Annotated in this window: 21 protein-coding genes and 1 tRNA gene; 9 read left to right on the top strand and 13 right to left on the bottom strand. The window is 65.2% G+C overall.

Translation table 11 applies throughout. From position 1 onward, the window contains the following. Window positions 1-93 precede the first annotated feature (93 nt). Window positions 94-1,425: a L,D-transpeptidase family protein gene (locus A3AU_RS0118110; RefSeq protein ID WP_027054120.1), complete on the top strand. Its 1,332-nt coding sequence runs from the start codon at window positions 94-96 to the stop codon at window positions 1,423-1,425. 8 nt (window positions 1,426-1,433) lie between these two features. Further along, window positions 1,434-1,676, top strand: coding sequence for a sulfurtransferase TusA family protein (locus tag A3AU_RS0118115; RefSeq protein WP_027054121.1), 243 nt, complete (start codon window positions 1,434-1,436; stop codon window positions 1,674-1,676). Window positions 1,677-1,678: 2 nt separating this feature from the next. Here the strand turns inward: A3AU_RS0118115 and A3AU_RS0118120 are convergent, their stop codons facing one another. Further along, window positions 1,679-2,773 carry a CobW family GTP-binding protein gene (locus tag A3AU_RS0118120; protein ID WP_027054122.1) on the bottom strand — a complete coding sequence of 365 codons (1,095 nt, stop codon included), beginning with the start codon at window positions 2,771-2,773 and terminating at the stop codon, window positions 1,679-1,681. A gap of 4 nt (window positions 2,774-2,777) precedes the next feature. Further along, window positions 2,778-3,944, bottom strand: a complete 1,167-nt coding sequence (locus A3AU_RS0118125) for a D-alanyl-D-alanine carboxypeptidase family protein (protein WP_027054123.1) — start codon at window positions 3,942-3,944, stop codon at window positions 2,778-2,780. Window positions 3,945-4,179: 235 nt separating this feature from the next. Between A3AU_RS0118125 and A3AU_RS0118130 the strand changes: the two genes are divergently transcribed. The 3 genes from A3AU_RS0118130 to A3AU_RS0118140 all read left to right on the top strand — a co-directional run bounded on the left by A3AU_RS0118130 (window position 4,180) and on the right by A3AU_RS0118140 (window position 6,191). Continuing rightward, window positions 4,180-5,343 carry a M20 aminoacylase family protein gene (locus tag A3AU_RS0118130; RefSeq protein WP_027054124.1) on the top strand — a complete coding sequence of 388 codons (1,164 nt, stop codon included), beginning with the start codon at window positions 4,180-4,182 and terminating at the stop codon, window positions 5,341-5,343. A gap of 85 nt (window positions 5,344-5,428) precedes the next feature. Beyond that, window positions 5,429-5,505, top strand: a tRNA-Arg gene (locus A3AU_RS0118135). 116 nt (window positions 5,506-5,621) lie between these two features. Beyond that, complete coding sequence (locus tag A3AU_RS0118140; protein WP_245235516.1) at window positions 5,622-6,191, top strand: cytochrome b; 570 nt, start codon at window positions 5,622-5,624, stop codon at window positions 6,189-6,191. 11 nt (window positions 6,192-6,202) lie between these two features. Here A3AU_RS0118140 and A3AU_RS0118145 read toward each other — a convergent pair whose 3' ends face one another. The 9 genes from A3AU_RS0118145 to A3AU_RS0118185 form a co-directional block, all read right to left on the bottom strand. Next, window positions 6,203-6,637, bottom strand: coding sequence for a YqaA family protein (locus A3AU_RS0118145; protein ID WP_027054126.1), 435 nt, complete (start codon window positions 6,635-6,637; stop codon window positions 6,203-6,205). A 6-nt stretch (window positions 6,638-6,643) separates the two neighbouring features. Further along, window positions 6,644-8,152: a multicopper oxidase family protein gene (locus tag A3AU_RS0118150; protein WP_027054127.1), complete on the bottom strand. Its 1,509-nt coding sequence runs from the start codon at window positions 8,150-8,152 to the stop codon at window positions 6,644-6,646. 129 nt (window positions 8,153-8,281) lie between these two features. Next, a complete protein-coding gene (locus tag A3AU_RS0118155) occupies window positions 8,282-8,635 on the bottom strand; it encodes a cupin domain-containing protein (protein WP_027054128.1) in 354 nt (117 codons plus the stop codon). 105 nt (window positions 8,636-8,740) lie between these two features. After that, window positions 8,741-9,634, bottom strand: coding sequence for a sugar phosphate isomerase/epimerase family protein (locus A3AU_RS0118160; protein ID WP_027054129.1), 894 nt, complete (start codon window positions 9,632-9,634; stop codon window positions 8,741-8,743). Window positions 9,635-9,703: 69 nt separating this feature from the next. Continuing rightward, window positions 9,704-10,642 carry an ABC transporter substrate-binding protein gene (locus A3AU_RS0118165; RefSeq protein WP_027054130.1) on the bottom strand — a complete coding sequence of 313 codons (939 nt, stop codon included), beginning with the start codon at window positions 10,640-10,642 and terminating at the stop codon, window positions 9,704-9,706. Window positions 10,643-10,722: 80 nt separating this feature from the next. Then, window positions 10,723-11,715, bottom strand: a complete 993-nt coding sequence (locus tag A3AU_RS0118170) for an ABC transporter permease subunit (protein WP_027054131.1) — start codon at window positions 11,713-11,715, stop codon at window positions 10,723-10,725. Next, on the bottom strand, window positions 11,712-13,256 hold the full coding sequence (locus A3AU_RS0118175; RefSeq protein WP_027054132.1) for a sugar ABC transporter ATP-binding protein: 1,545 nt from the start codon (window positions 13,254-13,256) through the stop codon (window positions 11,712-11,714). The genes A3AU_RS0118170 and A3AU_RS0118175 overlap by 4 nt, the downstream gene beginning before the upstream one ends. Further along, window positions 13,253-14,632, bottom strand: coding sequence for an FGGY-family carbohydrate kinase (locus A3AU_RS0118180; RefSeq protein WP_027054133.1), 1,380 nt, complete (start codon window positions 14,630-14,632; stop codon window positions 13,253-13,255). Before A3AU_RS0118180 ends, A3AU_RS0118175 begins: the two co-directional genes overlap by 4 nt. Continuing rightward, window positions 14,629-15,411 (bottom strand): DeoR/GlpR family DNA-binding transcription regulator, encoded by a 783-nt coding sequence (locus A3AU_RS0118185; RefSeq protein WP_027054134.1) that lies wholly within the window; start codon window positions 15,409-15,411, stop codon window positions 14,629-14,631. The genes A3AU_RS0118180 and A3AU_RS0118185 overlap by 4 nt, the downstream gene beginning before the upstream one ends. Before the next feature lie 181 nt (window positions 15,412-15,592). Here A3AU_RS0118185 and A3AU_RS0118190 point away from each other — a divergent pair, with 181 nt between their 5' ends. Genes A3AU_RS0118190 through A3AU_RS0118200 form a run of 3 tightly spaced genes read left to right on the top strand, consistent with a single transcriptional unit; the run spans window position 15,593 to window position 18,774 of the window. After that, complete coding sequence (locus A3AU_RS0118190; RefSeq protein WP_027054135.1) at window positions 15,593-16,636, top strand: class II aldolase/adducin family protein; 1,044 nt, start codon at window positions 15,593-15,595, stop codon at window positions 16,634-16,636. Between the two features lie 15 nt (window positions 16,637-16,651). Continuing rightward, on the top strand, window positions 16,652-17,926 hold the full coding sequence (locus tag A3AU_RS0118195) for an FGGY-family carbohydrate kinase (RefSeq protein WP_027054136.1): 1,275 nt from the start codon (window positions 16,652-16,654) through the stop codon (window positions 17,924-17,926). After that, window positions 17,923-18,774, top strand: coding sequence for a TIGR01459 family HAD-type hydrolase (locus A3AU_RS0118200; protein WP_027054137.1), 852 nt, complete (start codon window positions 17,923-17,925; stop codon window positions 18,772-18,774). Before A3AU_RS0118195 ends, A3AU_RS0118200 begins: the two co-directional genes overlap by 4 nt. Here A3AU_RS0118200 and A3AU_RS0118205 read toward each other — a convergent pair. Continuing rightward, window positions 18,761-19,786, bottom strand: coding sequence for a sugar-binding transcriptional regulator (locus tag A3AU_RS0118205; protein WP_027054138.1), 1,026 nt, complete (start codon window positions 19,784-19,786; stop codon window positions 18,761-18,763). The two genes, A3AU_RS0118200 and A3AU_RS0118205, sit on opposite strands and share 14 nt — an antisense overlap. A gap of 155 nt (window positions 19,787-19,941) precedes the next feature. On the opposite strand from A3AU_RS0118205, the gene A3AU_RS0118210 reads away from it, so the two are divergent. Then, window positions 19,942-20,742, top strand: coding sequence for a hypothetical protein (locus tag A3AU_RS0118210; protein ID WP_027054139.1), 801 nt, complete (start codon window positions 19,942-19,944; stop codon window positions 20,740-20,742). A gap of 21 nt (window positions 20,743-20,763) precedes the next feature. Here A3AU_RS0118210 and ptsP read toward each other — a convergent pair whose 3' ends face one another. After that, window positions 20,764-22,743 (bottom strand): phosphoenolpyruvate--protein phosphotransferase, encoded by a 1,980-nt coding sequence (gene ptsP, locus A3AU_RS0118215; RefSeq protein ID WP_027054140.1) that lies wholly within the window; start codon window positions 22,741-22,743, stop codon window positions 20,764-20,766. Window positions 22,744-22,771 lie beyond the last annotated feature (28 nt).

Below are 22,771 nucleotides of genomic sequence, written 5' to 3' on the forward strand. Positions count from 1 at the left end.
CAAGGTTAACGGGCTTACGGTCCGTGGATGTTCAGCATGCGGGTTCGGCTGTTTCGAAGCCATTGGCCCGAAAGAAGAGACATAGCCGTATCCATGTTTGCCAAGCTTGCCCGCACCGGAACCCTCGTCGCCTCGATAGCGATCGCCGGCTGCAATGATTCGTCGATGAAGGACTTTGCCCCGGAGGCCAACAAGCCGCTGCCGGACAAGATCCTCGCCGACATGAGAGCCAAGGGGATGGTGCGCACCTCGTCGGTGATGGCGCGCATCTTCAAGGAAGAGGGCAAGCTCGAAATCTGGAAGGCCAAGACCAATGGCCGCTACGATATGGTGGCGAGCTACGACATCTGCAAATGGTCGGGCAAGCTGGGCCCCAAATACACCGAAGGCGACCGCCAGGCGCCCGAGGGGTTCTACACGGTCCGTCCGGCGCAGATGAATCCGCGCTCGAATTACCATCTGTCCTTCAACATCGGCTTTCCCAACGCCTATGACCGTGCCAACGGCCGCACCGGCCAGAACCTGATGGTGCATGGAGCCTGTTCGTCCTCGGGTTGCTATTCGATGACCGACGCGCAGATCGAACAGATCTATGCCTTCGGCCGCGACGCCTTCCAGGGCGGTCAGACCGAGTTCCAGGTCGAGGCCTTTCCGTTCCGCATGACCGCCGCCAACATGGCGCGCTACCGCAACGACCCGAACTACGAGTTCTGGAAGATGCTGAAGGTCGGCTACGACAATTTCGAGGTCACCAAGGTACCGCCGAAGGTCGATGTCTGCGAGAAGCGCTACGTCTTCAACCAGGTCGCCGCCGACGGCCAGACCTTCGATCCGACCGGCCCCTGCCCGGCGACCACGCAGCCGGATTCGCTGAAGAGCGCCTACAACGCCTATCAGAGCACCTATGATGCCGCCTTCAACAGCGCGCTCAAGGCCAGCGTGCCGCCGCCCAAGCCGACCATTGCGGGCATCAAGGAAGCCAGCATCGTTTCCGACTGGTCGAAGCGCCGGGCGCGCGGCGAGCGGGTACCGATCGAGCCGCCGTCGCTCAACAATGATGGCTCGGTGACCGAGACGGCGCGCATGGGCCGCATCGATTCGCCGGCTGGGCGCAAGATGGCTGCACTCGACGCCGAGAAAGCCGCCAAGCAGAAGGCCGAGGAGCAGAGGCTGGCCGCCATAGAGGCCGCCAAGCAAGCCAAGGAAGCCGCTAAGGCACAGGCGCTGGCCGAAAAGGAGGCCGCGAAGGCGCAAGCGGTGGCTGCGAAGGAAGCGGCCAAGGCCGCCAAGGAAGCCCCGGTCGCCACCGCCACCATCGCCGCTCCCAGCGAGGCCACACCGGAGGCCGAAACGCAGGCGGCTAGCGCCGATGAGAGCCGGGTGACCAAGCTGAAGAACAAGCTGCTCGGCATGTTCGGCGGCTGATCCCAATCTTGGCTGCGGACACCGCTATTTACGACCTCAAGGGCCTGAACTGCCCGCTTCCCGTGCTGAAGGCGAAAAAGCGCCTGGCCGGGATGAAGCCGGGCAGCCGGCTGTGGCTCGAGACCACCGATCCTCTGGCTGTCATCGATATTCCCGCCTTCTGCGCGGACGCCGGCCACCAGCTCATTGAAACGGCGGCGATGTCAGGTGGCCATCGCTTCCTGGTCGAACGCGGTGGACAAGGGTCGTAAGACTATCGCCCGGCGATCGCCAGCGGATTGTTTTCCAGCGCCGCCCGGTCGGGCGTATCGACGGACGGCCGGTTGGTGAAGGCGGCGAACAGCCGGCGCACATAGCCCTCGGGCATATCGAGCGTGATCAGCACCAGCCGCGTGCCGCGCTGGCCGTCCGGCCATGCCGGCAGCCTCGCCGGCGGATGCAGGATCTTCTGCACGCCGTGGATGACCAGCGGGCGTGATGGATCTTCCCGAAGTTCGATCACGCCCTTCATGCGCAGCAGGTGCTCGCCATGCGTCGAACGCAGCAGATCGAGAAACATTTCTATGGCTGAAAACGGCACCGGGCCGTCATGGACCAGCGAATAGGAGCGCACGCGCTGATCGTGGCCATGGTTATGCCCGTGCTCATGACCGTCATGGTGATGGTGGTGATCATGCGCCGCCTCGCCGAGCCAGCGCCGCACGTCGGCGGACTTGGTGGCGGGATTGTAGAGGCCGCAATCGAAAAGCGCCGCTACGCCTGTCCTGGAGCTGCCGGCATCGAGCAGTTCGGCACCCGGATTGATCTGCCGCAGGCGGGCCCGCAGCGTTTCGAGATCGCCGGCATCGGTGACCATGTCGGCCTTGCTCAGCACGATGCGGTCGGCGACCGCGGCCTGCTTGACCGCCTCGACATGAGTGTCGAGCGTGGCGTTGCCATTGACCGCGTCGACAAGCGTGATGACGCCGTCGAGCCGGAATGCCTGGACAAGTGCCGGATGCGCCATGATCGACTGCAGCACCGGCGCCGGGTCGGCCAGCCCGGTGGTCTCGACGACGACGCGGGCAAGCCGGGCGATACGGCCCGTCTGCAGCCGGTCGACCAGGTCGGCCAGCGTATCGACCAGTTCGCCGCGCACCGTGCAGCACAGGCAGCCGTCCGAAAGCTGGATGATGCCGTCGGAGGCCTGCTCGACCAGCAGATGGTCGATCGCCACCTCGCCGAACTCGTTGATAATGACAGCCGTATCGGCCAGCGCGGGGTCCTTCAGCAGCCGGTTGAGCAGTGTCGTCTTGCCGGCGCCGAGGAAGCCAGTCAGCACCGAGACAGGGATCGGGAAGCCGCTCATCAGGTTAGTTCGCGACCTTGACCGGCTGATCGCCTTGCGCGGTGGAACCGGCAACGGCCGGACCGGCGCCGGTCGGCGCCGGCCGATCCGGCCGCCAGCTCGGGATCGGCACGTCGGCATATTCCTGGCCGCCCTGGTCGAGCATTGCCTTCGGCGCCGGGCCGGTGGCGCCGCCGAGGCCGACGGCAATCAGCGTCGGCACATGGTCGAGCTTCTCCCGATAGGGCGATTTCGGCACGTCCTTGGCGGCGGCCGCCGGTGGCGCCTCGGACTGCTCCTCCGGCGTCTTCTTCTTGCAGACCTCGTCATGCATGTCGTTGGGCGAGATCGTATCGCCATAGGGCGCCAGCGTCGCGACGGTGGCCGGGCCGGCGGCGGGCGTGTCGAATCCCTGGTCGAGCAGCTTTGCCGCGGTCTCGGCACGGCTGACCGCCGACTTCTCGCCGAGCACGACCGCGACGAGAGTGCGGCCGTTGCGCGTCGCCGAACCGATCATGTTGAAACCGGAAGGGCAGACGAAGCCCGTCTTCATGCCGTCGGCGCCGGGATAGCGGCCAATGAGGAGATTGTAGTTGGGGATGGCCTTCTTGCCGACCGCAAGCCCTTCGATCGAGAACCAGGGCGCATATTGCGGGAATTCGCCGCGGATCGCCATCACCAGGACCGAAAGGTCGCGCGCCGTCGTGTACTGGTCCGGCGAATAGAGGCCGTTCGGATTGACGAAATGGGTGCCATTCATGCCCAGCCGCGCCGCCTCGGCGTTCATCCTTTCGGCGAAGGCGGCTTGCGAGCCGCCGACATTCTCGCCGACAGCCATGGCGATGTCATTGGCCGATTTGACCAGCATCATCTTCAGCGCATTGTCGAGCCGCATCACCGAGCCCGGCTTGAAACCCATCTTGCTTGGCGGCTCGCCGGCGGAATGCTTGGTCACCTTGATCGGCGAATCGAGCTGGACTTCACCGGCCGCGATCGCCCGGAAGGTCACATAGGCGGTCATCAGCTTGCTGAGCGAGGCCGGATACCAGCGCTTGAAGGCATCCTGATGCTGCAGGATCTGGCCGTTCTTCAGGTCGAAGACAATCACCGGATTGGCCAGCGCCGACCCGGCCAGCACCGACAGCATGATTGCGCCAGCGGGTAATAGTTTGAGGAAATGCCTGTGCCGCATGATCAAATCCGAAATCGCCTCTTGCCGTAGTCGCCTCTGGCTCCGTAAGATTTTGTTACGTGACCGCCAGCATAATGAGTCCGACCCTCAAAAACGGACCGCATCGATGCGGTGCTATTTACCCTATGTGACGCCAACATGGCAAAGTGCCTGACAATCACAATCGCAAAAGACCGGCCATAATTGCAAAACACCAGGCTGAAGCCGGCTGCTCCAACCACGAAATGGAACCATCATGCCAATCCTGAACCGCGCCGCTGAAATGCAGGACGAAGTTGCCGGCTGGCGCCAACATCTGCACCAGACGCCGGAGCTGAACTTCGATGTCTTCAAGACGGCGGCTTTCGTCACCGAAAAGCTGAAAGAGTTCGGTTGCGATGACGTGGTCACCGGCCTCGGCAAGACCGGCGTCGTCGGCATCATCCGCGGCCGCCAGGGGCAAGGCGCCACCATCGGCCTGCGCGCCGACATGGATGCTCTGCCGCTCAACGAGATCACCGGCAAGCCCTATGCGTCGACCGTTCCCGGCAAGATGCATGCCTGCGGCCATGACGGCCACACGGCGATGCTGCTGGGTGCCGCGAAATACCTCGCCGAGACGCGCAATTTCGCGGGCTCCGTGGCTGTGATCTTCCAGCCGGCGGAGGAAGGCGGCGGCGGCGGCAACGAGATGGTCAAGGACGGCATGATGGAACGCTTCGACATCTCAAAAGTGTTCGGCATGCACAACATGCCTGGCCTGCCTGTCGGCCAGTTCGCCATCCGCCCGGGCCCGATCATGGCGGCGACGGCCGAGTTCACCATCACCGTGAAAGGCAGGGGCGGTCATGCCGCGATGCCGCACGGCACGATCGACCCCATCGTCATCACCAGCCAGTTGGTCGGCGCTTTGCAGACAATCGCCTCGCGCAGCACCGATCCGGTCGAGGCCGTGGTGGTCTCCGTGACCAAGTTCCATGCCGGCGACGCCTACAACATCATTCCCGAATCGGCCGAGATCGCCGGCACCGTGCGCACCTTGCGCAAGGAGATCGCCAAGAAATCCGAAGAGCGCATCCGCACCATCTGCGACGGGCTGGCAATCGCCTTCGGCGCCAGGATCGAGGTCGACTACCAGGCCAATTACCCCGTGACCTTCAATCATGCGGACGAGACGGTCTTTGCCAGCGACGTCGCGGCCAATGTCGCCGGTGACGCCCATGTCCACCGCGGCATCCAGCCGGTGATGGGCGGCGAGGACTTCTCCTACATGCTGGAAGCCCGCCCCGGCGCCTTCATCTTCATCGGCAATGGCGACACTGCCGGTCTGCACAACCCGGCCTATGATTTCAACGACGAGGCCATCCCGCACGGCATGAGCTATTGGGTGAAACTGGCCGAAACCGCGCTGGCCGCCTGACGCCAGAAGCGCAAAGGGTCGGCCGATTTGCCTGCGGCCGGCCTCTTGGCGAAACGATCCGAAGCGGCTATGTGTCGGGCCGCGTGGTCCCGTAGCTCAGTAGGATAGAGCGGCAGATTCCTAATCTGTAGGTCACAGGTTCGATTCCTGTCGGGATCACCACGCATTTTCAAGAGCTTGGCGAGGAAGTACTGTACCTTTTGCGAAATCAGTTTCGTTGAAGAGGACGAAGACATCACGCCCTCATGCGCACCGTTGATGACCGTCGGGCTGCGGAGGTGAGCGAGAAACCTCGCCGGCATTGGCAGTTCAGCATTCGTCTGCTGCATTGGCTCACCGTGATCGCGCTCGCGGCGCAGATCGCCATTGCCTTCGGCCCGATGAGGGGGCCGGGCATGGCAATGATGAACTGGCTTCCGCTTCACATGTCGATCGGTGTGACCATCCTGGCCATCATTGTCCTCAGGCTTTGCTGGCGCATCTTCACGCAGGCCCCTGTCAGGCCGACCTCACGGTTCATGCGGTTTGCGACGGCTTTCTTCCATATACTTCTCTACGCCACGATCCTCGCCGTCCTGACAACGGGATGGCTGGGCTACCGGCCGATGCCATTCATGCCGCCCGCACGGCTTTTCGGAGACTTGCCCGTGCCGTTGGCGCCATCCGTCGGCGCGCTGTCGGCAAGAGGCTTCGCGCTCATCCATGCAAAGCTGGTCTGGATCCTGCTTGGGCTTGCCGGTGTTCACGTCCTGGCTGCCCTGGCGCATTTCGTGCTGCTGCGCGATGGTGTCATGCAAAGCATGGTCTTCGGTCGGTCGAACACGGCCTCTCGGGACCAGTCTGGATGATGAGCGGCTGGTCACGCCGTCGCCCACAACCCTCCCGCAATGATCACCGCATAGCGTGCGGCCTTGCCTATTGCGACCAGAGCGACGAACACGCCGAGGTTCACGCGTGCGGCGCCCGCCGCAAGGGTGAGAGCATCTCCGACAACGGGCAGCCAGGCGAACAGAAGGATCCATTCGCCAAAGCACCTGAAAGTCCGGCATGCCTGCTCATAGCGATCGGATGTGACAGGAAACCAGCGCTTGTTCCGAAAGCTGTCGATGCCACGCCCCAGAACCCAGTTAACCACGGAGCCGAGCGTGTTGCCGATCGTGGCAACAGCAAGCAGCAGAGCTGGATCACCACGGCCCGAGACGACAAGACCGGCCAACACCGCCTCCGATGAGACCGGCAGGATGGTTGCGGCGAGGAATGCGTTGATGAACAACGCGCCATAGAGCGGCACCACGCCGAACTATGCCTGCACGTCGACAATGCCCATCATGCCAAGCTGCTCATGCTCGAGGATGTGGCAGTGATACATCCTCGGCCCCGGCCGGTCCTGCCGCAACAGCAGGCGCACCGTCTCTCCGTGCGCGACATTGACGGTGTCTTTCCAGGCGCGATAGGCCGGCTTCGATACCATGCCGCCGCGTTCGTGCTCGATCACCTGGAACTGCGTCCCATGCACATGGAATGGATGATCCATGTCCGCCTGGTTGACGATCTCCCAAAGTTCGACCTGTCCAGCCTTGGCAATGACGTCTATGCGGTTCATGTCGAATGCGGCGCCGTTGATCAGGAACCCCATCTCCATGCCGCTGGCGTTCATGGTCATGGTTTCGGTGAAGACGAAGCGCCGGCTGACGGCAGGAGCGCCCAGCTGCGCGATCGATCGCAGCCTTTCGGGCAGTGGCGGAACGGGATCCGCCTCGGTCTGCTGGACATTGACCGTCAGCAATGTCATCCCGGCATCGGCGGGCCGTCCTGGACCCATCCAGCCGCGGTCATAGTCGAGCGTGGTGAGCGTCGCCGCGCCGGGCCTCTCGAAAGAGACGACCAGCTCAATCCGTTCCGCCGGGCTGAGCAGGATGTCTCCGGCCGCGACTGGGACCTCGAGCAGGCCGCCGTCCGTTCCGATGATCGTCATCGCCGCGGCGCCAAAGGAGAGCCTCAAAAAGCGCGCATTGGTCGCATTGTAGAATCGGAAGCGCCGCTTCGTGCCAAGCGGGACCGTCAGTGTCGGATTCTTCTGTCCGTTGACAAGCACATGGTCGCCGACGCGCCCGTTCATCAGGTCCGTCATCGTGTTGTCCGGCAAGCTACCATCGGGCGCAAGGCGCAGGTCGGTTAACACCAGCACGGTATCGCCATAGGCGGTCGGGATCGGATCGGCCTTCGGCTTGACCACGAACGCGCCGGCAAGGCCTCGATAGACCTGCTCGGCCGTCTTGCCGTGCGGATGCGGGTGATACCAGTAAGAGCCGGCGCTGCCTGCCGGCAGGTCGAAACTGTAGATGCGATCGGTGCCGGTCGGGACCGGGTCCATCGGGTTGCCGTCCTGGTCGGCCGGCACTGGCATGCCGTGCCAGTGGACGGTGCTTGCCTCGTCCGCAATCCGGTTGGCAAAGGTGATCTCGACGCGGTCGCCCTCGACCGCCTCGATCAGCGGCCCGGGGCTGGTGCCGTTGTAACCGAGGATCGGCGTGTCCAGTCCTTCGGCAAAACGCACCGTGGCGGGTCCGGCGGTCAGCGTCGCCTTGAACAGGCCGGGCACACTGGCTTCGTTCGCCAGCAGGGGCAATTCGCGCAACGCCTCGCCTTCGGGCAAAACGGCCACGCCTTGCGGCGCCGCGCCCATGTCATGGCCTGCGTGAGCGCCCATATCCATGCCCGGCATGCCGTCCATCTTCATCTGGGCGACGGCACGCTCGCTCACAAGAACGGTGGCAAGACCTGCCGCCAGAAAGCCACGCCGATGCATCTGTCGTCTCCTCGTTCAGCCGTTGAACGCCAAGGCGATCCTAAGGAGACTGCCGATGCCCGACCAGGTCAATGCGGCGTTTAGGCCCGCCTGGCGACCTGCCTGCCTGGCGTGATCGAGGCCGGGGCGTCAGGCCACCCGGACCACAAAATGCTTGGTCACCGGCTCGATGATCTTCCAGGTTCCCTTGAAATCGGCTTCGACCACGAAGGCGTCACCGGGACCCACTTCGACAGGTGTGCCGCCGTCGGGGGTGATGATGATGCGGCCGGCGATCATGTGCACGAACTCATAGTCGGTATAGGTCGCGTGATAGGTGCCGGGGGACGCCCGCCAGGTGCCGGACATCACCTTGCCATCCTCGGTCGTGTGCTGGACGGCGGTTTGCATGGTCGGATGGCCCTCGACCACGATCCAGCCAGGCAGGTCGCCGGCTTCCGCGTGCTCGACCGCGCCAAATTTGAGGATCGTCTTGTTGGTCATGCCGGGCTCCTTCTGCTTCATGTGTCGCGGAGGTCGGATAGCCGATACGCATGACGGGAGCAATGCATGTGCGATGAGAACCCGCAACGTTTGCCCGCGTCGGGTCTACTGCTTGTGGCGCGCCGAGACGAGTTCGGCCTTGCGCCGCGCCGTCTCCAGCCCGAGGCCGATGAAGGCGCGCGCGTGCTTGGCGAGCGCCATGTTGTCGGTCCACAGATTGCGCCAGATGGCGGTCTTCTTCGACAGGTTCTCGTCGACGATCTCCGACGAAAAGGATTCGAAGCTCAGGTCGTCGTCATAACCGATGGCCGTCAGCGCATCGAATATCGCGGCGAAATCGATATTGCCGGTACCTAGGAAGCCGCGATGGCTCTCGCCGATATGGACATAGCCGATCTTGCCCGCGGCATGGCGGATGGCCAGCCCGACATCGGCCTCCTCGATGTTCATGTGAAACGTGTCGAGATGCAGGAAGATGTTGTCCGAGCCTGTGTCCTCGATGAAGGCCAGCCCTTGCGCTGATGTGTTGAGCAGATTGCTTTCGAAGCGGTTGACGATCTCGAGATTGAGCGTGACGCCGGCCGCCTTGGCCGTCTCGGCGACCTTGGCCAGCGTGGCAGCGCTGCGGCTCCATTGATCGCGCGTCGGCGCCTCGGTCTGCAGGCCATGACTGGTCGACAGGATGCCACCGACTTTCTGGCCGCCCAGGTCGCGCGTCAGCGCGATGGTCTGGTTGAGGATATCGACGCCGCGCGCCGCGATCGCCTTGTCGGCGCTCGATATGTCGCCATCCGCGGGCAGTCCGATGCTGATCGCCACGCCAAGGCCGAGATCGGCTATGCGTTTGGCAAGCCCGCCAATATCGACATTGGCGGGGTCGAGATAGGAGAATTCGATCAGGTCGAATCCGGCCTCCCTGGTGTTGGCCAGCGTGCGTTCGAGCTCGCTTTGCGCCGAACTCGCCGACCAGACGAAAGAATGGATTCCGATGCGCGACATGATCGTCTCCGGTTTACGGAAGAGGAAAAGATAGGCGCGGCCGGGTGGACCGGCCGCGCCTGTGTCGGATCACCGGGCCGCGGTCCAGCCCTTGTAGTCCTTCAGGTTCTCGGCGGTGATCAGCTTGGGATCGAGCAGCACGGTCGCCTCGGCCGGCTTCTTGCCGGCCAGCAATTCGGCCGCCATCGTCAGCGACTGCCCTGCCATCACATAGGGATCCTGCGAGGCCGAGGCCTTGATCATCGATTTGCCGGACGACAGTTCCTTCTCGATGTCGGGCGCGCCGTCCACGGCGGTGAAGATGAACTCCGAACGGTTGAGCTGCTTGGCGGCGAGTTGCGCGCCGATCGCCGTCGGATCGTTGATGGCGAACACCGCGTCGATCTTGTCGAAGCGGGTCAGCAGCGACTGGAACACCTTCAGGCCGCCATCGCGCGAGCCTTCGGCGTTCTGGTCGTCGGAGAGGATCTTGATATCGGGATGCTGCGCAAGCACGTTCTTGCAACCCTTGACCCGCTCCAGGATCGACGACGATGCCGGGCCGTTGAGGATGACGTAGTCGCCCTTGCCGCCGGTGTGGTCGACCAGGTACTGGCAGGCCTCTTCGCCGGCCTTGACGTTGTTGGTCATCACGGTGACGTCGGCGCCCGGGGCCGAGACGTCGAAGGCGGCGACGATGATGCCGGCGGCCTGGGCCTTCTTCACCGCCGGCGCGATCGCCTTGGCGTCGACCGCGTTGAGCATGATCACGTCGACGCCGGCGGCGATGAAGGAATCGACCTGCGACACCTGCTTGTTGAGGTCATAGTCGGCCGACACAGACGTCACCTCGACCTTCGGATTGATCTTCTTGGCCGCGTCCTCGATGCCCTTGATGGTGGCGACGAAGAAGGGGTTGCCAAGCAGGCCAACCGAGATGCCGACCTTGTTGAGGTCTTTGGCCGATGCCGGCGCGATGGCGACGGCCGCCAACGCGGCGCCGCAGAGCAGTTTGGTGATGGTCTTCATTACGCTTACTTCCTCCAATTGCCCCGCGCCTCTCACGGTGCGTTACACAAGCCGGTCGTTGATGCCGGCGACCAGGTCACTCACGTTCTTGCTCCGGCCTGGAGCCGGTAGCGGTCGAGGGCGACCGCCACGATGATGACCAATCCCTTGATGATGTACTGCCAGATGTCCGAGACGCCGGCCAAGATGAGCCCGTTGGACAGCACCGCGATGATCAGGCCGCCGATCAGCGTGCCCCAGATCGAGCCGACGCCGCCGACGAAGCTGGTGCCGCCGAGGATGACGGCGGCGATGGCGTCGAGCTCGTAGGACTGGCCGAGTTGCAGGCCGTTGGCCGCGTAAAGCCTTGCCGCCGACATGGCGCCGCCGAGGCCTGCAAGCAGGCCGGAAACGCCATAGACGAAGAGCAGCACCAGCGGCACCTTTATGCCGGTCAGCCGCGCCGCTTCGGCATTGCCGCCGACGGCATAGATCCAGGTGCCGAGCACGCTGCGCTTGAGCACCAGCCAGGACAAGACGACCACCGACAGCGCGATGATGACCAGCCACGGAATGCCGAACAGCGAGCCATTGCCGATGAAGTCGAACGGAAGGTCCGAATTGAACACCGTCGTATCCTGCCCGAGCAGGCGGGCAATGCCGCGCACGGCCGTCAGCGAACCGAGCGTGACGATGAAGGGCGGTAGCCTGATATAGGCGACGAGCAGCCCGTTGATGAGCCCGAAGCCAAGGCCGACCAGGATCGCCGCCGGCACGCCGAGCAGGCCCCAGTCGGGCACCAGCGACACGATCACCGCCACCATCGCCGAGGCGGCGAGGATGGAGCCGACCGACAGGTCGATGCCGCCGGTCAGGATGACGAAGGTCATGCCGGCGGCGAGCACGATGTTGATCGACGATTGCTGGGTGACGATGAGCAGGTTGGTCTCGGTGAGGAAGCGCGGATTGATGAACTGGAAGCCGGCCGCCAGCAGCACCAGCACCGGCAGCATGCCGAGCGCCGCGAAGGCGGTACGCAGCCGCCGGCTCCTGACCGTCGCCTGATCCACGCTCGTCGTCGTTTTGTCGGTCATCCCTGGGCCGCTCCCGTCGCAAGTTCCATGATCGCTTCCTGACGCAGCGGGTCGCCCCCGGACGCCGTCACCTCACCGGCTATGGCGCCGTCGCGCATCACCAGAACGCGGTCGGCGACACCGATCACCTCGGGCAGCTCGCTGGAGATCATCAGGATGGCGATGCCGCTGTTGGCGAGATTGTCGATCAGCCGGTAGATTTCCGACTTGGCGCCGACATCGACGCCGCGCGTCGGCTCGTCGAGGATGACGACCTTCGGTTTGGTCTCGAGCAGCCGGGCGAGCAGCACCTTCTGCTGGTTGCCGCCCGACAGCGAACCGGCATTGGCCTGCGCCGAGCCGGTGCGGATCGATAGATCGGCGATGGCTTTCGCCGCGCGCTTGTCGGCGATGGTGAAATCGCGAAATCCGCCGGTCCGCGCATCCCTGCCCAGCACACCCATGCTGATGTTGTCGGAAATCGACATATCGAGGAACAGACCGAGTTCCTTGCGGTCCTCGGTGAGGTAGGCGATGCCCGCATCGAGCGCCTCGCGCGGCGACCCGATCGAGATCGGTTTGCCGTCGAGTTCCAGCGTGCCGGCGCTGCGCCTGTCGGCGCCGAAGATCAGCCTGGCGAGTTCGGTGCGGCCTGAACCGACGAGGCCCGCCAGGGCCAGCACTTCGCCATGATAGAGGTCGAACGAACAGTTCTTCAGCAGGCGCCCGTCGGACATGCCGCGCACCGAGAGCGCGACCGTGCGCTTCCCGTCCGGCGGGCGATGATCCTTCTTGTAGAAGGCGGAGAGGTCGCGGCCGACCATCATCGACACCAGCCGCGACGCGTTGAGGTCGGCGCGCTCCAGCGTGCCGACATAGCCGCTGTCGCGCAGCACGCTGACGCGGTCGGCGAGCTGATAGACCTCTTCCATGCGATGGCTGATGTAGATGATGGCGATACCTTGCGCCTTAAGCGTCGCGATCACCTCGAACAGCCGGTCGGTCTCGCGTGACGTCAGCGACGTCGTCGGCTCGTCCATGACGATGATGCGCGCATTGGTCGACAGCGCACGCGCGATCTCGACCAGCTGGCGCTCACCGAGCGACAGGCTTGAGACCAGGGCCCGCGCCGAGAAGGAGACGCCGAGCCGGCCGACGATCTCGCTGGCGCGCCGGCTGCATTGCTCGCGGTCGACGATGCCGAAGCGCCGCGGCTCGTTGCCGAGGAAGATGTTCTGCGCCACCGTCAGATTGGGCGCCAGCGAAAGCTCTTGATAGATCACCGCGATGCCCGCGGCGCGCGCCTTGATCGGATCGCCGGTCATTGCGGGCGCGCCATCGATCAGGATTTCGCCGCCGGCATCCGGCCGATAGGCGCCCGACAGTACCTTCATCAGCGTCGACTTGCCTGCACCATTCTCGCCCATCAGCGCGTGCAGCTCGCCGGCGTGGACGCTGAGCGAGACATCGTGCAGGGCGCGGACCGCGCCGAAGGTCTTGGAGATATGACGCATCTCCAGCACCGGCTGGCGGATCGCTGACATCTGTGCCGTCGCGCTCATCGTGCGCCACCCGCCGCTTTGACGCCGCCACCCTGCCCGGCAACACGATCGCGCCAGGCGTCGCGGTAGCCGGCAAGGCCGGTAAAGCGCGTCGCCCGCACCGGCTCCGGCGCCTCGGCGGCGAATTCGCGCCCGACGCTCTCGAAGGCGAGCGCCGCGGCGCCCGTGGCGCTGCCCTCCAGCGTGGCGCCTTGCAGAAAGGCCTGGGCGGGACGCAGCTCAGCCAACAACCCGGCGAGCAAGCCGCCAGCGTTCAGCCCGCCATCGACGATCACGGTGTTTTGCGAATGGATCAGGTCGAGGCAGAGATCGACCATCAGCGCGACGTAAAGCAGTGCCATCGCCGCACGCTCCCCCGCGCTCGGCGTGCCGCCGATGATTTCGCCGCGGTGGCCTGACATCGGCCCTCCCGGCGCAAAGCTCGGCAGCGCCATGAAACCGGCGTCGATCGCCTGCTGTATCGAGCCAGGAGCGATCGCGCCTTGCCAGCCGCCGCTGATATCAGCGAATTCGCGTCCGCCCATGAAGCGGATGGTCGGCACCGGGCCTCCGTCGACGTCGACATTGACCAGCATGTCGCGCTCGCGATCGAGCGCCTCCAGCGGGCAGTCGGGATTGAGCACGATGACCCAGGTGCCGGTCGACACCACCGTCAGCGGGCCAAGCGCCTGGCGGCGATAGGCATGCAGCGCCGCATTCGAATCGTGGACGCCGTTATGGATGGCGATCGGCCGCGCCACGCCGCCAAGCTGCCGTTCGCCGACCACGGCGCCGGCGCGCGCGAAGGCCGGCATCTGGCCACGCCAACCTTGAGCGTCGACCAAGGAGGAAAAGTCTCGTGCGCGCGGCGCCCACAAATGCGAATGGCAGCCGAGATAGGACACTTCGCTGACCGGCCTGCCGCCGAGGCGCCAGCTCCAGTACTGGGGATAGCCGAGGATCGATGTCGCGGCCGCGAACGCGTCGGGATCGACCTCCTGCAGCCACAGCATGTGACGGCCATAGTTGAAGCCGAGCGGCAGGCGGGGCGAGAACGTCTCGGCGAAATCCGGAATGAGGCGGTCGATCCGCGCCGCGATTTCGGCTGGCGGTTCCTGCTCGTAGTCGAGGATCGGATGCGTCAGCGCCGTCTCATTCACGAGAGCGACGGTGCAACCATGGCCAGATACCATGACGCCTTCCACGCCATGGTCTTCGACTGCATTGGCGACGGCATCCAGCGCCCAATCATGAAGGGCAGCCTCGTCGAGCACGCTGAACCCGTTCTGGCGCGTCCATTGCGGCTGGGTCCGGCGCTCGTCGAGGATGCGTCCGTCCTGGCCGAAGACGAACAGCTTCGAATTCGTCTTACCGAAATCGAGCACCGCGACTTTCACGGAACCGCTCCCGGAATGGACGCGATCCGCACCATGACGCCAGCGTCCTCCAGCATGCGCGCATCGGTGTCGGAAAGGCCGTCGTCGGTCACCAGCGTGCCGATGCGCGACAGCGGCAGCGCGACATTGCGCGCGTGAATCGACAGTTTGCGGCTGTCGGCCAGCACTACGATCTGATCGGCGCAGAGGCTGAGGTCGACGATGGAACGCACGAGCAATGGATGCGATTCCAGCACCCCCTCCTGGTTGAGCCCTTGCGCGCCGAGAAAGAATTTCGACGCATAGAACGGCGTCGCTTGGGTCGGCGAGTGGATGATGCCGGGCTCGCGATGCAGGTCGCCACCGGCAACCGTCAGGCTGCAATGGCCATGGTCGCTGAGATAGGCCGCGAGCGGCATCGAGTTGGTGTAGAGCCGGATGTTGCGCTCGGCGAGCTTGACGCCGAGGTGGAAGCAGGTCGATCCGCCATGGACGATGACCGCGTCGCCATCGCGCACCATGGTTGCCGCGAAGGCCGCGATCTGCCGCTTGGCCTCGACCGCGAGGTCACGGTTTTCGTCATAGGGCCGGGCATAAGCCACGCCCGCATGGGAAGCGCCGTCGAGCGCCGAGATGCCGCCATAGACCTTGCGCGCCTCGCCGGCCTCGTCGATCCGGTCGATATCGCGCCGCACCGTCGCGGCTGAAACGCCAAGCCGCTCCTGCAACTCGCGCACCGAGGCGAACGGGCGGTCCCGCAACAGTTCGACGATCTGACGCTGGCGGCCGGAGTCGCTCAACTTCTTCCTCCCTATGCCATTTTCCCATGGCAATTGGCGCAACTTACTCAACATTAGTCAGATTGCAAGCCAGTTTTGATGATAGTAGATCACTGTTGACGTAAGTCGATCGTATCTGCGATATCATCGCCAACGGCGGCCCGTGCGACGGGATTTCGTGCAGCGTGGAAGGAAAGGCGCCATGGCAACCCAAGCTGACGCGCAGGAACTGGCAGCCTTGCAGGCGCTTTCGGCGGCCATTGGCGGCGACCCGCATATGACGCAGGCGGCGGGCGGCAACACCTCGCTCAAGGCCGGCGACACGCTGTGGATCAAGGCGTCGGGCACCTGGCTGAAGGATGCGCTCACCGACGACATCATGGTGCCGGTGGCGATGGCGCCGCTGCTCGACGCGGTCGAACGGCGCGATCCGGCCGCCGACAAGCCGCAGGCCTTTGCCATCGATGAACTCAACCCGCGCGGCCTGCGTCCGTCGATCGAGACCACGGTGCATGCCTTGATGCCGCAGCGCGTGGTCTTGCATGTCCATTGCGTCGATACGATCTCGCTTGCCGTACAGGCGGATGGCGAGGCCGAGGCCGCCAGGCGGCTCGGCGGCATCGAATGGGCCTATGTGCCGTATTTCCGGCCGGGCCTGCCGCTTGCCCGTGGCATTGCCGAAAAACTACGGCCTGGTGTCGACGTTTTGATCCTCGGCAATCACGGGCTGGTCGTTGCCGCCGAAACCGTCGCGGAGGCCGACCGCCTGCTCCGCCGCGTCCGCTCGCTGCTGGCCCGGCCGGCGCGCCTCACCGCCGCGCCCGACATCGCTGCCTTGACGGCGCTTGCCGGCGACAGCGTCTACCGGTTGCCGGCCGATGTCGAAGCCCATGCGGTGGCGCTCGATCCCGAAAGCCGCCGCGTGGCCGAGGCCGGCAGCCTCTATCCGGACCATGTCATCTTCCTCGGCCAGGGTTCCGTCGTGGCGAGGCCGGGCGAGGATGCGACCGCCGTCACCGCGCGGCTAGGCGCGGCGCCGGCCGCGATCCTGTTCCCCGGCGCCGGCGTGCTGATGCGCGGCGACGCCAATGCCGGCGCCGACGCCATGCAGCGCTGCCTCGCCGACGTGACCGCGCGCGTCGATGTCGCGGCCCGATTGAACTATCTCACCGCGGCCGAAAATGACGAACTGGTCAATTGGGACGCCGAGCAGTATCGCCAGAAGCTCAATGCCAAGGGCGGCTAGCAAAGGACGCAACACATGATGCCCCTTGTCATCGGCATCGACATCGGTACGTCCGGGGCGCGCGCCGTCGCCATGCGCCCGGACTTTTCGATCGCCGGCCAGGCCGCGGTCCGCCTCGACAGATTCGGCCGGAATCCCCGCGACCCATCGGTCTGGTGGCTGACGGTCCAGGCGGCTCTGACGGAGCTGCTTTCCAGCATCGACAGCGCGGCGGTCCGCGCCATCGCGGTCGACGGCACGTCCGGAACGCTGCTGCCGGTCGACGCCGCCGGGCGGCCCCTGGCCGAACCGCTGATGTACAACGACAAGGTGGCGGACACCGACATCCTGGCCGCCATCGCGCGCGAGGCGCCGAAAGCGAGCGCCGCTCACGGCGCGACTTCCGGCCTTGCCAAGGCCCTGCGGTTCCAGCACCTGCCCGATATCGCCGCCGTGCTGCACCAGGCCGACTGGATCGCCGCAAACCTGTCCGGTCGTTTCGACGTCAGCGACGAGAACAATGCGCTGAAGACGGGCTATGACGTCGAGGCCCGCCGCTGGCCGGACTGGATCGCGGCCTCCGGCATGCACATGGACCTGCTTCCCGATGTCGTCGAGCCGGGCGATGTCACCGGCAGGCTCACCGCGGCCGCCGCGCAACTGTTTGGCCTGCCGCGCGATGTGGCCGTCGTCGCCGGCACCACCGATGGCTGCGCCTCGTTCCTGGCGACCGGTGCCACGGCCGCCGGCGACGGCGTCACGGCGCTTGGATCCTCGCTCACCATCAAGATCCTGTCTGACCGGCCGATCTCGGCGCCGCGCTTCGGCATCTACAGCCATCGCCTTGGCGACGCCTGGCTGGCGGGCGGCGCGTCGAATTCCGGCGGGAAAGTGCTGGCTCAGCACTTTCCGCTGGCGCGGATCATCGAACTCAGCGCCATGATCGATCCCACGACCGAAACCGGGCTCGACTATTATCCGCTGGGCGCGGCTGGCGAGCGCTTTCCGATCGCCGATCCGACCCTGCCGCCGCGCCTTACACCGAGGCCGGCTGGCGACGCCGACTACCTCAAGGCGATGCTCGAAGGCATGGCGGCGATCGAAGCGCTCGGCTACCGCAGGCTGGCGGAGCTCGGCGCGCCGGCGCTTACATCGGTCAGGAGCGTCGGCGGCGGCGCGGCGAATGCCGCCTGGACCGCAATCCGGCGGCGCAAGCTCGGCGTCGATTTCCTGCCCACACTTTCCGACGAGGCGGCCGCCGGCACGGCGCGGCTGGCGCTGAAGGGCGCAAACAAAGCGGGACTGCCATGACTGCGAAAGCCATAGAGCGCCTCGACGGCATCGGGCCGCTGGCCGAGCGCTACCAGGTCTTCCTGCTCGACCAGTTCGGCGTGCTGCATGACGGCCAGGCTCCCTATCCCGGAGCGGTGGAGGCATTGTCGGCGCTGAAGCGCGCCGGCAAGACGGTGGTGCTGATCTCAAATTCCGGCAAGCGCGCCAAGCCCAACGAGGATCGCCTGCTGAAACTCGGCTTCGCCGCCGGCAGTTGGGACCATTTTGTCTCCTCCGGCGAGGTGGCGTGGCAATCCTTCAATGACATGGCGGCATCGGGAAAGCTCAGTCCAGGGACAAAATGCCTGCTGATCAGCCGCGACGGCGACCGCACGGCGATCGAAGGCTTGCCCTTCGTGCTGACGGAAGCCGGCGACGACGCCGAACTGGTGCTGATCTCGGCCAGCGAGGGCGACCGTTACGATCTCGACCACTATCGTCGGCTGCTTGCCCCGGCTGCGGCGCGAAAGTTGCCGTGCTTCTGCACCAATCCTGACAGGATCATGCTGACGGCGGTCGGACCCCGCTTCGGCGCCGGCGAGATCGCCGATCTTTACGAAGACCTCGGCGGCGGCGTCACCCGCATCGGCAAACCTTATCCGGCGATCTTCGAGGCGGCGCTTGCGCTCGCCGGCAAGCCGGACCGCGGCAGCGTGGTCTGCGTCGGCGACAGCGTCGAACATGACATAGCAGGCGGAAACGTCGCCGGCATCGCCACGGCGCTGGTTCTCAGCGGGATATTGGCTGAGACACCGGATCTCGCCGCCGTCTTCGACGAGCAGCAGGCCTGGCCCGATTACATCACGGGTTCGTTCAGCTTCCGCTGACCGCCTCGAGCATGCGCCTGGCACTTTCCTCGTCGGTGATCAGGATCGTCGGCGCGATCAGGTTCATGGCTCCGAGCAGCGCCTCCGTCTTCTCCTCGCCGCCAGAAGTGAGAATGCGGATCGGTGCCTTGCGCAGGCGGTCGACATCCACCGACATCACATGGCTGTTGACGGGATGATCGACCAGATCGCCATTGCGGTCGAAGAAATGGAACAGAAGGTCGCCGACGGCGCCACGCGCAAGCAGGGCCTCGCGATCCGCCTCCTTGAGAAAGCCGCCGCGCGAGAAAGTGGTGGCTGAAGCGATACCGCCGACGCTGAGCAGTACGGCATCAAGCGCGTCGGCCATTTCAAATATCTCCTGCAGGCCGCAACGCTCGACCAGGGCGATCTTGGTTTCGACGCTGTCGACGACGGCCGGCGTCGGCATCAGATAGCCGTCACCCTGGAAGATCTGCGCGAAGCGCCAGGCGAACTCGGCTGGATTGACCCGGCGCGCGACGCCGACACCGCCAAGCAGCGAGATCACACTGAAGTCGGCCAGCGACTTGGCGCTGATGTACGGCAAAGTGTGGAACAGCGTCACGCCCCAGCCGACGCCCACCCGCATGCCGGATTTCATCGCGTCGGACAAGTACATGCCGGTCTTGGCTGCGATCGCCGGGATCGGATCGGCATTGGCGGCGGTAAGCGGCGCCACCAGCGCCTGCTGCAGGCCGAAGGTCCTTTCGAGCGCGCGCTCGAGCCGCACGATCTCCAGGAGCTCGCTCTCGATGGTGATCTTCACCTCGTTGCGCGAACGCGCTTCCGCCAGCATGCGCACGATAGTGACGCGGCCGACGCCGAGCACGTCGGCGATCTCGTTCTGGGTCATCTGCTCGACGAAATACATCCAGGCGGCGCGGATCCTGAGACGATCCGTGCGACTCTCATTGACGACCTGTTCGGTCGCTTCGGACCCTGCCCGCCCTTCGTCGGCCCGCCCCTCTCCGGTTTGTCGTCGCTTGGCCAAATCATCCTCCCCCGCGGCGGCGGACGAGCGTGCCGTCGCCGATTCTGCATGCTGGTCTAATATCGCCTATTGATCTACCAACCGATAGGAACAATGTAGAGTCGGTGGCCGGCCGCTTGCCGGCGGCCTCCACGGTACTTTCGAGGCGATCCGCGATGCTCCGACAAATCTCCGAAGACGTCCGCGTCAACCTGAAGGACCGGTTGCGGGAAGTCCGAGACATCATTCGCCAGAGCCGCCATGACGGCAGCGGCGACGCCAGCATTTTGCGCGAAGCGACCAGCCACCTGCCGCCGTTTCCGGGCAAGGGCATCGAAGGCCTGCTCAGCCATGCCGCCAGCGCCGTCGACGAAGCGCTGTCGATCGCCGAATCCTTTGTTCCCCATGAGCGCCCGATCAAGGTGGACGGCACGACCGTAAAAGGCCTCGGCACCTATTTCCCGGCCGGTGACGAAGAGCGGCAGCTGAGCGCCGAGCGCCTGTTCCGGCGCGACATGTACTATCTGACCAAGGCCGTGCTTGCCGGGCTGAAGATCGACAATGCCCGCATCCACGAGGCCGATTTTGCCGCCGCTCATGCCACGATGCGCAAGCGCCATGGCGATCTCCTGGCTGCGTTGACCGCACCGGGCGCCGGCCTGCAGGCGATAGCGGCGACCTGCGCGGCGCTGCTGGTCGCGTTGCTCAACCAGCGTCCGGTCCGCTTTGGCGACGCCGCGGCGGAAACGACGGCCGGTGGGGGCCGAGCACCCGACATGAGCTGTCTGGCGCCGGTGGTTCTGGCCTGCGGGCTGGCGACCACCGGCCGCGACGGCGCGCCGGAACCAGACATGCTGGAGATAGCGATCCTGGCTGCCGATATCCGCCACGACCGCATCGCGCAGGCCTGCGCAAAGGCGAGCCCGGTCGCTGAACTGACACCGGTCTTCGCCACCTTGCTCGCGCATTTGCCGTAAGTTCCAGCAACTCGCCGGGTTCTAGTCCCCGGCTGCCATGGCCATGATCGTCTTCTTGGCGCGCTGGATCGAGGCCGGGCTCATCGATAGCTCGGTCAGGCCCATCTCGATGAACCTCGCAATCAGATCCGGACGGCCCGCCGCCTCACCGCACATGCCGACCATGATGCCGGCGGCGACGCCGGCTTTGGCCGTCAACTCGATAGCCGACATGACAGCCGGATTGGTGACGTCGTTGAGCTTGGCCACGGTCGGATTGAGCCGGTCCGCGGCCATGATGTACTGGGTCAGATCGTTGGTGCCGATCGAGAAGAAGGCCACCTCCTTGGCCAGTGCCGGGGCAATCAGCACGGCGGCCGGGGTTTCGATCATCACGCCGAGATCGAACGTGGCGTAAGGCATGCCTTCGGCCTTGAGTTCGGCGGCGCATTCATCGACCAGCGCGCGGGTCCGCGTGACTTCGGAAATATCGGACACCATGGGCAGCATCACCTTGATGTTGCCGTGCACGGCCGCCCTCAGCAGCGCCCTGAGCTGACGCTTGAAGATATCGGGCCGGTCGAGACACATGCGAATGCCGCGCCAGCCAAGGAAGGGGTTCTCCTCGTCGGGGAACTCGATGCCGGCAATCGGCTTGTCACCGCCGATGTCGAGCGTGCGCACGATGACCGGGTAGGGCGCGAAGGCCTTGGCCAACGCCGCATAGGTCTCGGCCTGCATGTCCTCCGATGGAAGATGCATGTGTCGCATGAACAGAAGCTCGGTGCGGAACAGGCCGACACCCATTGCGCCAGCCTCCTGCGCCGCCTCGATTTCCTCCAGCGAGCCGATATTGGCGGCGACCTCGATCACCTTGCCGTCGGCTCGCTTCGGTGTCACCGTCTTGAAGGCGGTCAGGCCGGCACGCTCCTTCGCCGCCGCCTCGACACGCCCGGCGTAGTCGGCGCGCGTCGCCGCGTCGGGGTCGATGATCACATGGCCGGTATTGCCGTCGAGCGCGACGTCGCGCGCCGTGCGCAAGGCATTGACCTGGTCGCCGAGGCCCAGCACCGCCGGGATGCCGTGCGAGCGGGCGATGATGGCGATGTGCGAAGTGGCGCCGCCATGGCCGCAAATCACGCCGCCGATGCGTTTCAGCGGCGCGCGCGCCAGATCCCAGGCGCCGATATCGTCGGCGATGAGGATGGCGCCTTCGGGGATGTTTTCGAGGCTGACGTCATCCTGGCCCAGCAGCACCAGGCAGATCTGCCGTCCGACGGCATGGACGTCGTCCGCCCGCGCATTGAGGTAATGATCGTCCACGGCGCTGAAATCGGCGGCGATGGTGGAGGCGGCGGTGATGACGGCCGAAACCGCGTCATTGCCGCCCTTGATTGCCTTTTCGGCCTCGCCGGTCAGGCTGTCGTCAGCGGCGATATCCCTGAGCGCGGCGACGATGCCGCGGTCCCCGGCCGATAGGCTGTCTTGCGCCAGGGCCCGGTCCATGCGCGCCTGGACGGCGGCGACGGCGGCACGGAACCTGTCGATCTCGCCGGCGATCTCGTCAGCCTGCAGCAAGCGACCCTGTCCGGCGATCTCGGGCGGGAAATGCGCGAAGGCGGGCCCGATGGCCACGCCTTCGCTGGCCGCGACGCCGCGCAGGCCATTTGCTTCGCCGGCAGGCGGTGACTGGAGCACTGATGCGGGCGCCGCTTCCTGCCCGGCATCGTTCGCCGGGTTTTGTGGCTCGGCTTCGTCGTCGAGGCCCGCCTTGGGATTCTCGAGATAGCCTATCAGCGCTTCGATCGCCTCGATGGCATCGGCGCCGTTGGCCCTCACGGTGACTTCCTGGTTTTCCTTGACAGCCAGCAGCATCAGCTTGACGGAGCTCTTGGCGCTGACCGCCTTGCCGTCCTTGACCAGTTCGACATCGGATTCGAAGCCCTTGGCGAGCTTGACGAAGCGCGTGGCGGGACGGGCGTGCAAACCTTCATGCACTCTGACGATGGTCGAGCGTTCCATGGCAAATACTCTGCTTTTTTAGGCGCCA

The organism is Mesorhizobium erdmanii USDA 3471, from assembly GCF_000472705.1.
GTDB classification, from domain to species: domain Bacteria; phylum Pseudomonadota; class Alphaproteobacteria; order Rhizobiales; family Rhizobiaceae; genus Mesorhizobium; species Mesorhizobium erdmanii.

Coding starts and splice junctions, on each gene's coding strand:
- A3AU_RS0118160 (WP_027054129.1), bottom strand. CDS start 9,634: ATGTCGCGCATCGGAATCCATTCTTTCGTCTGGTCGGCGAGTTCGGCG.
- A3AU_RS0118110 (WP_027054120.1), top strand. CDS start 94: ATGTTTGCCAAGCTTGCCCGCACCGGAACCCTCGTCGCCTCGATAGCG.
- A3AU_RS0118150 (WP_027054127.1), bottom strand. CDS start 8,152: ATGCATCGGCGTGGCTTTCTGGCGGCAGGTCTTGCCACCGTTCTTGTG.
- A3AU_RS0118170 (WP_027054131.1), bottom strand. CDS start 11,715: ATGACCGACAAAACGACGACGAGCGTGGATCAGGCGACGGTCAGGAGC.
- A3AU_RS0118190 (WP_027054135.1), top strand. CDS start 15,593: ATGGCAACCCAAGCTGACGCGCAGGAACTGGCAGCCTTGCAGGCGCTT.
- ptsP (WP_027054140.1), bottom strand. CDS start 22,743: ATGGAACGCTCGACCATCGTCAGAGTGCATGAAGGTTTGCACGCCCGT.
- A3AU_RS0118130 (WP_027054124.1), top strand. CDS start 4,180: ATGCCAATCCTGAACCGCGCCGCTGAAATGCAGGACGAAGTTGCCGGC.
- A3AU_RS0118210 (WP_027054139.1), top strand. CDS start 19,942: ATGCTCCGACAAATCTCCGAAGACGTCCGCGTCAACCTGAAGGACCGG.
- A3AU_RS0118120 (WP_027054122.1), bottom strand. CDS start 2,773: ATGAGCGGCTTCCCGATCCCTGTCTCGGTGCTGACTGGCTTCCTCGGC.
- A3AU_RS0118155 (WP_027054128.1), bottom strand. CDS start 8,635: ATGACCAACAAGACGATCCTCAAATTTGGCGCGGTCGAGCACGCGGAA.
- A3AU_RS0118200 (WP_027054137.1), top strand. CDS start 17,923: ATGACTGCGAAAGCCATAGAGCGCCTCGACGGCATCGGGCCGCTGGCC.
- A3AU_RS0118165 (WP_027054130.1), bottom strand. CDS start 10,642: ATGAAGACCATCACCAAACTGCTCTGCGGCGCCGCGTTGGCGGCCGTC.
- A3AU_RS0118195 (WP_027054136.1), top strand. CDS start 16,652: ATGATGCCCCTTGTCATCGGCATCGACATCGGTACGTCCGGGGCGCGC.
- A3AU_RS0118175 (WP_027054132.1), bottom strand. CDS start 13,256: ATGAGCGCGACGGCACAGATGTCAGCGATCCGCCAGCCGGTGCTGGAG.
- A3AU_RS0118125 (WP_027054123.1), bottom strand. CDS start 3,944: ATGCGGCACAGGCATTTCCTCAAACTATTACCCGCTGGCGCAATCATG.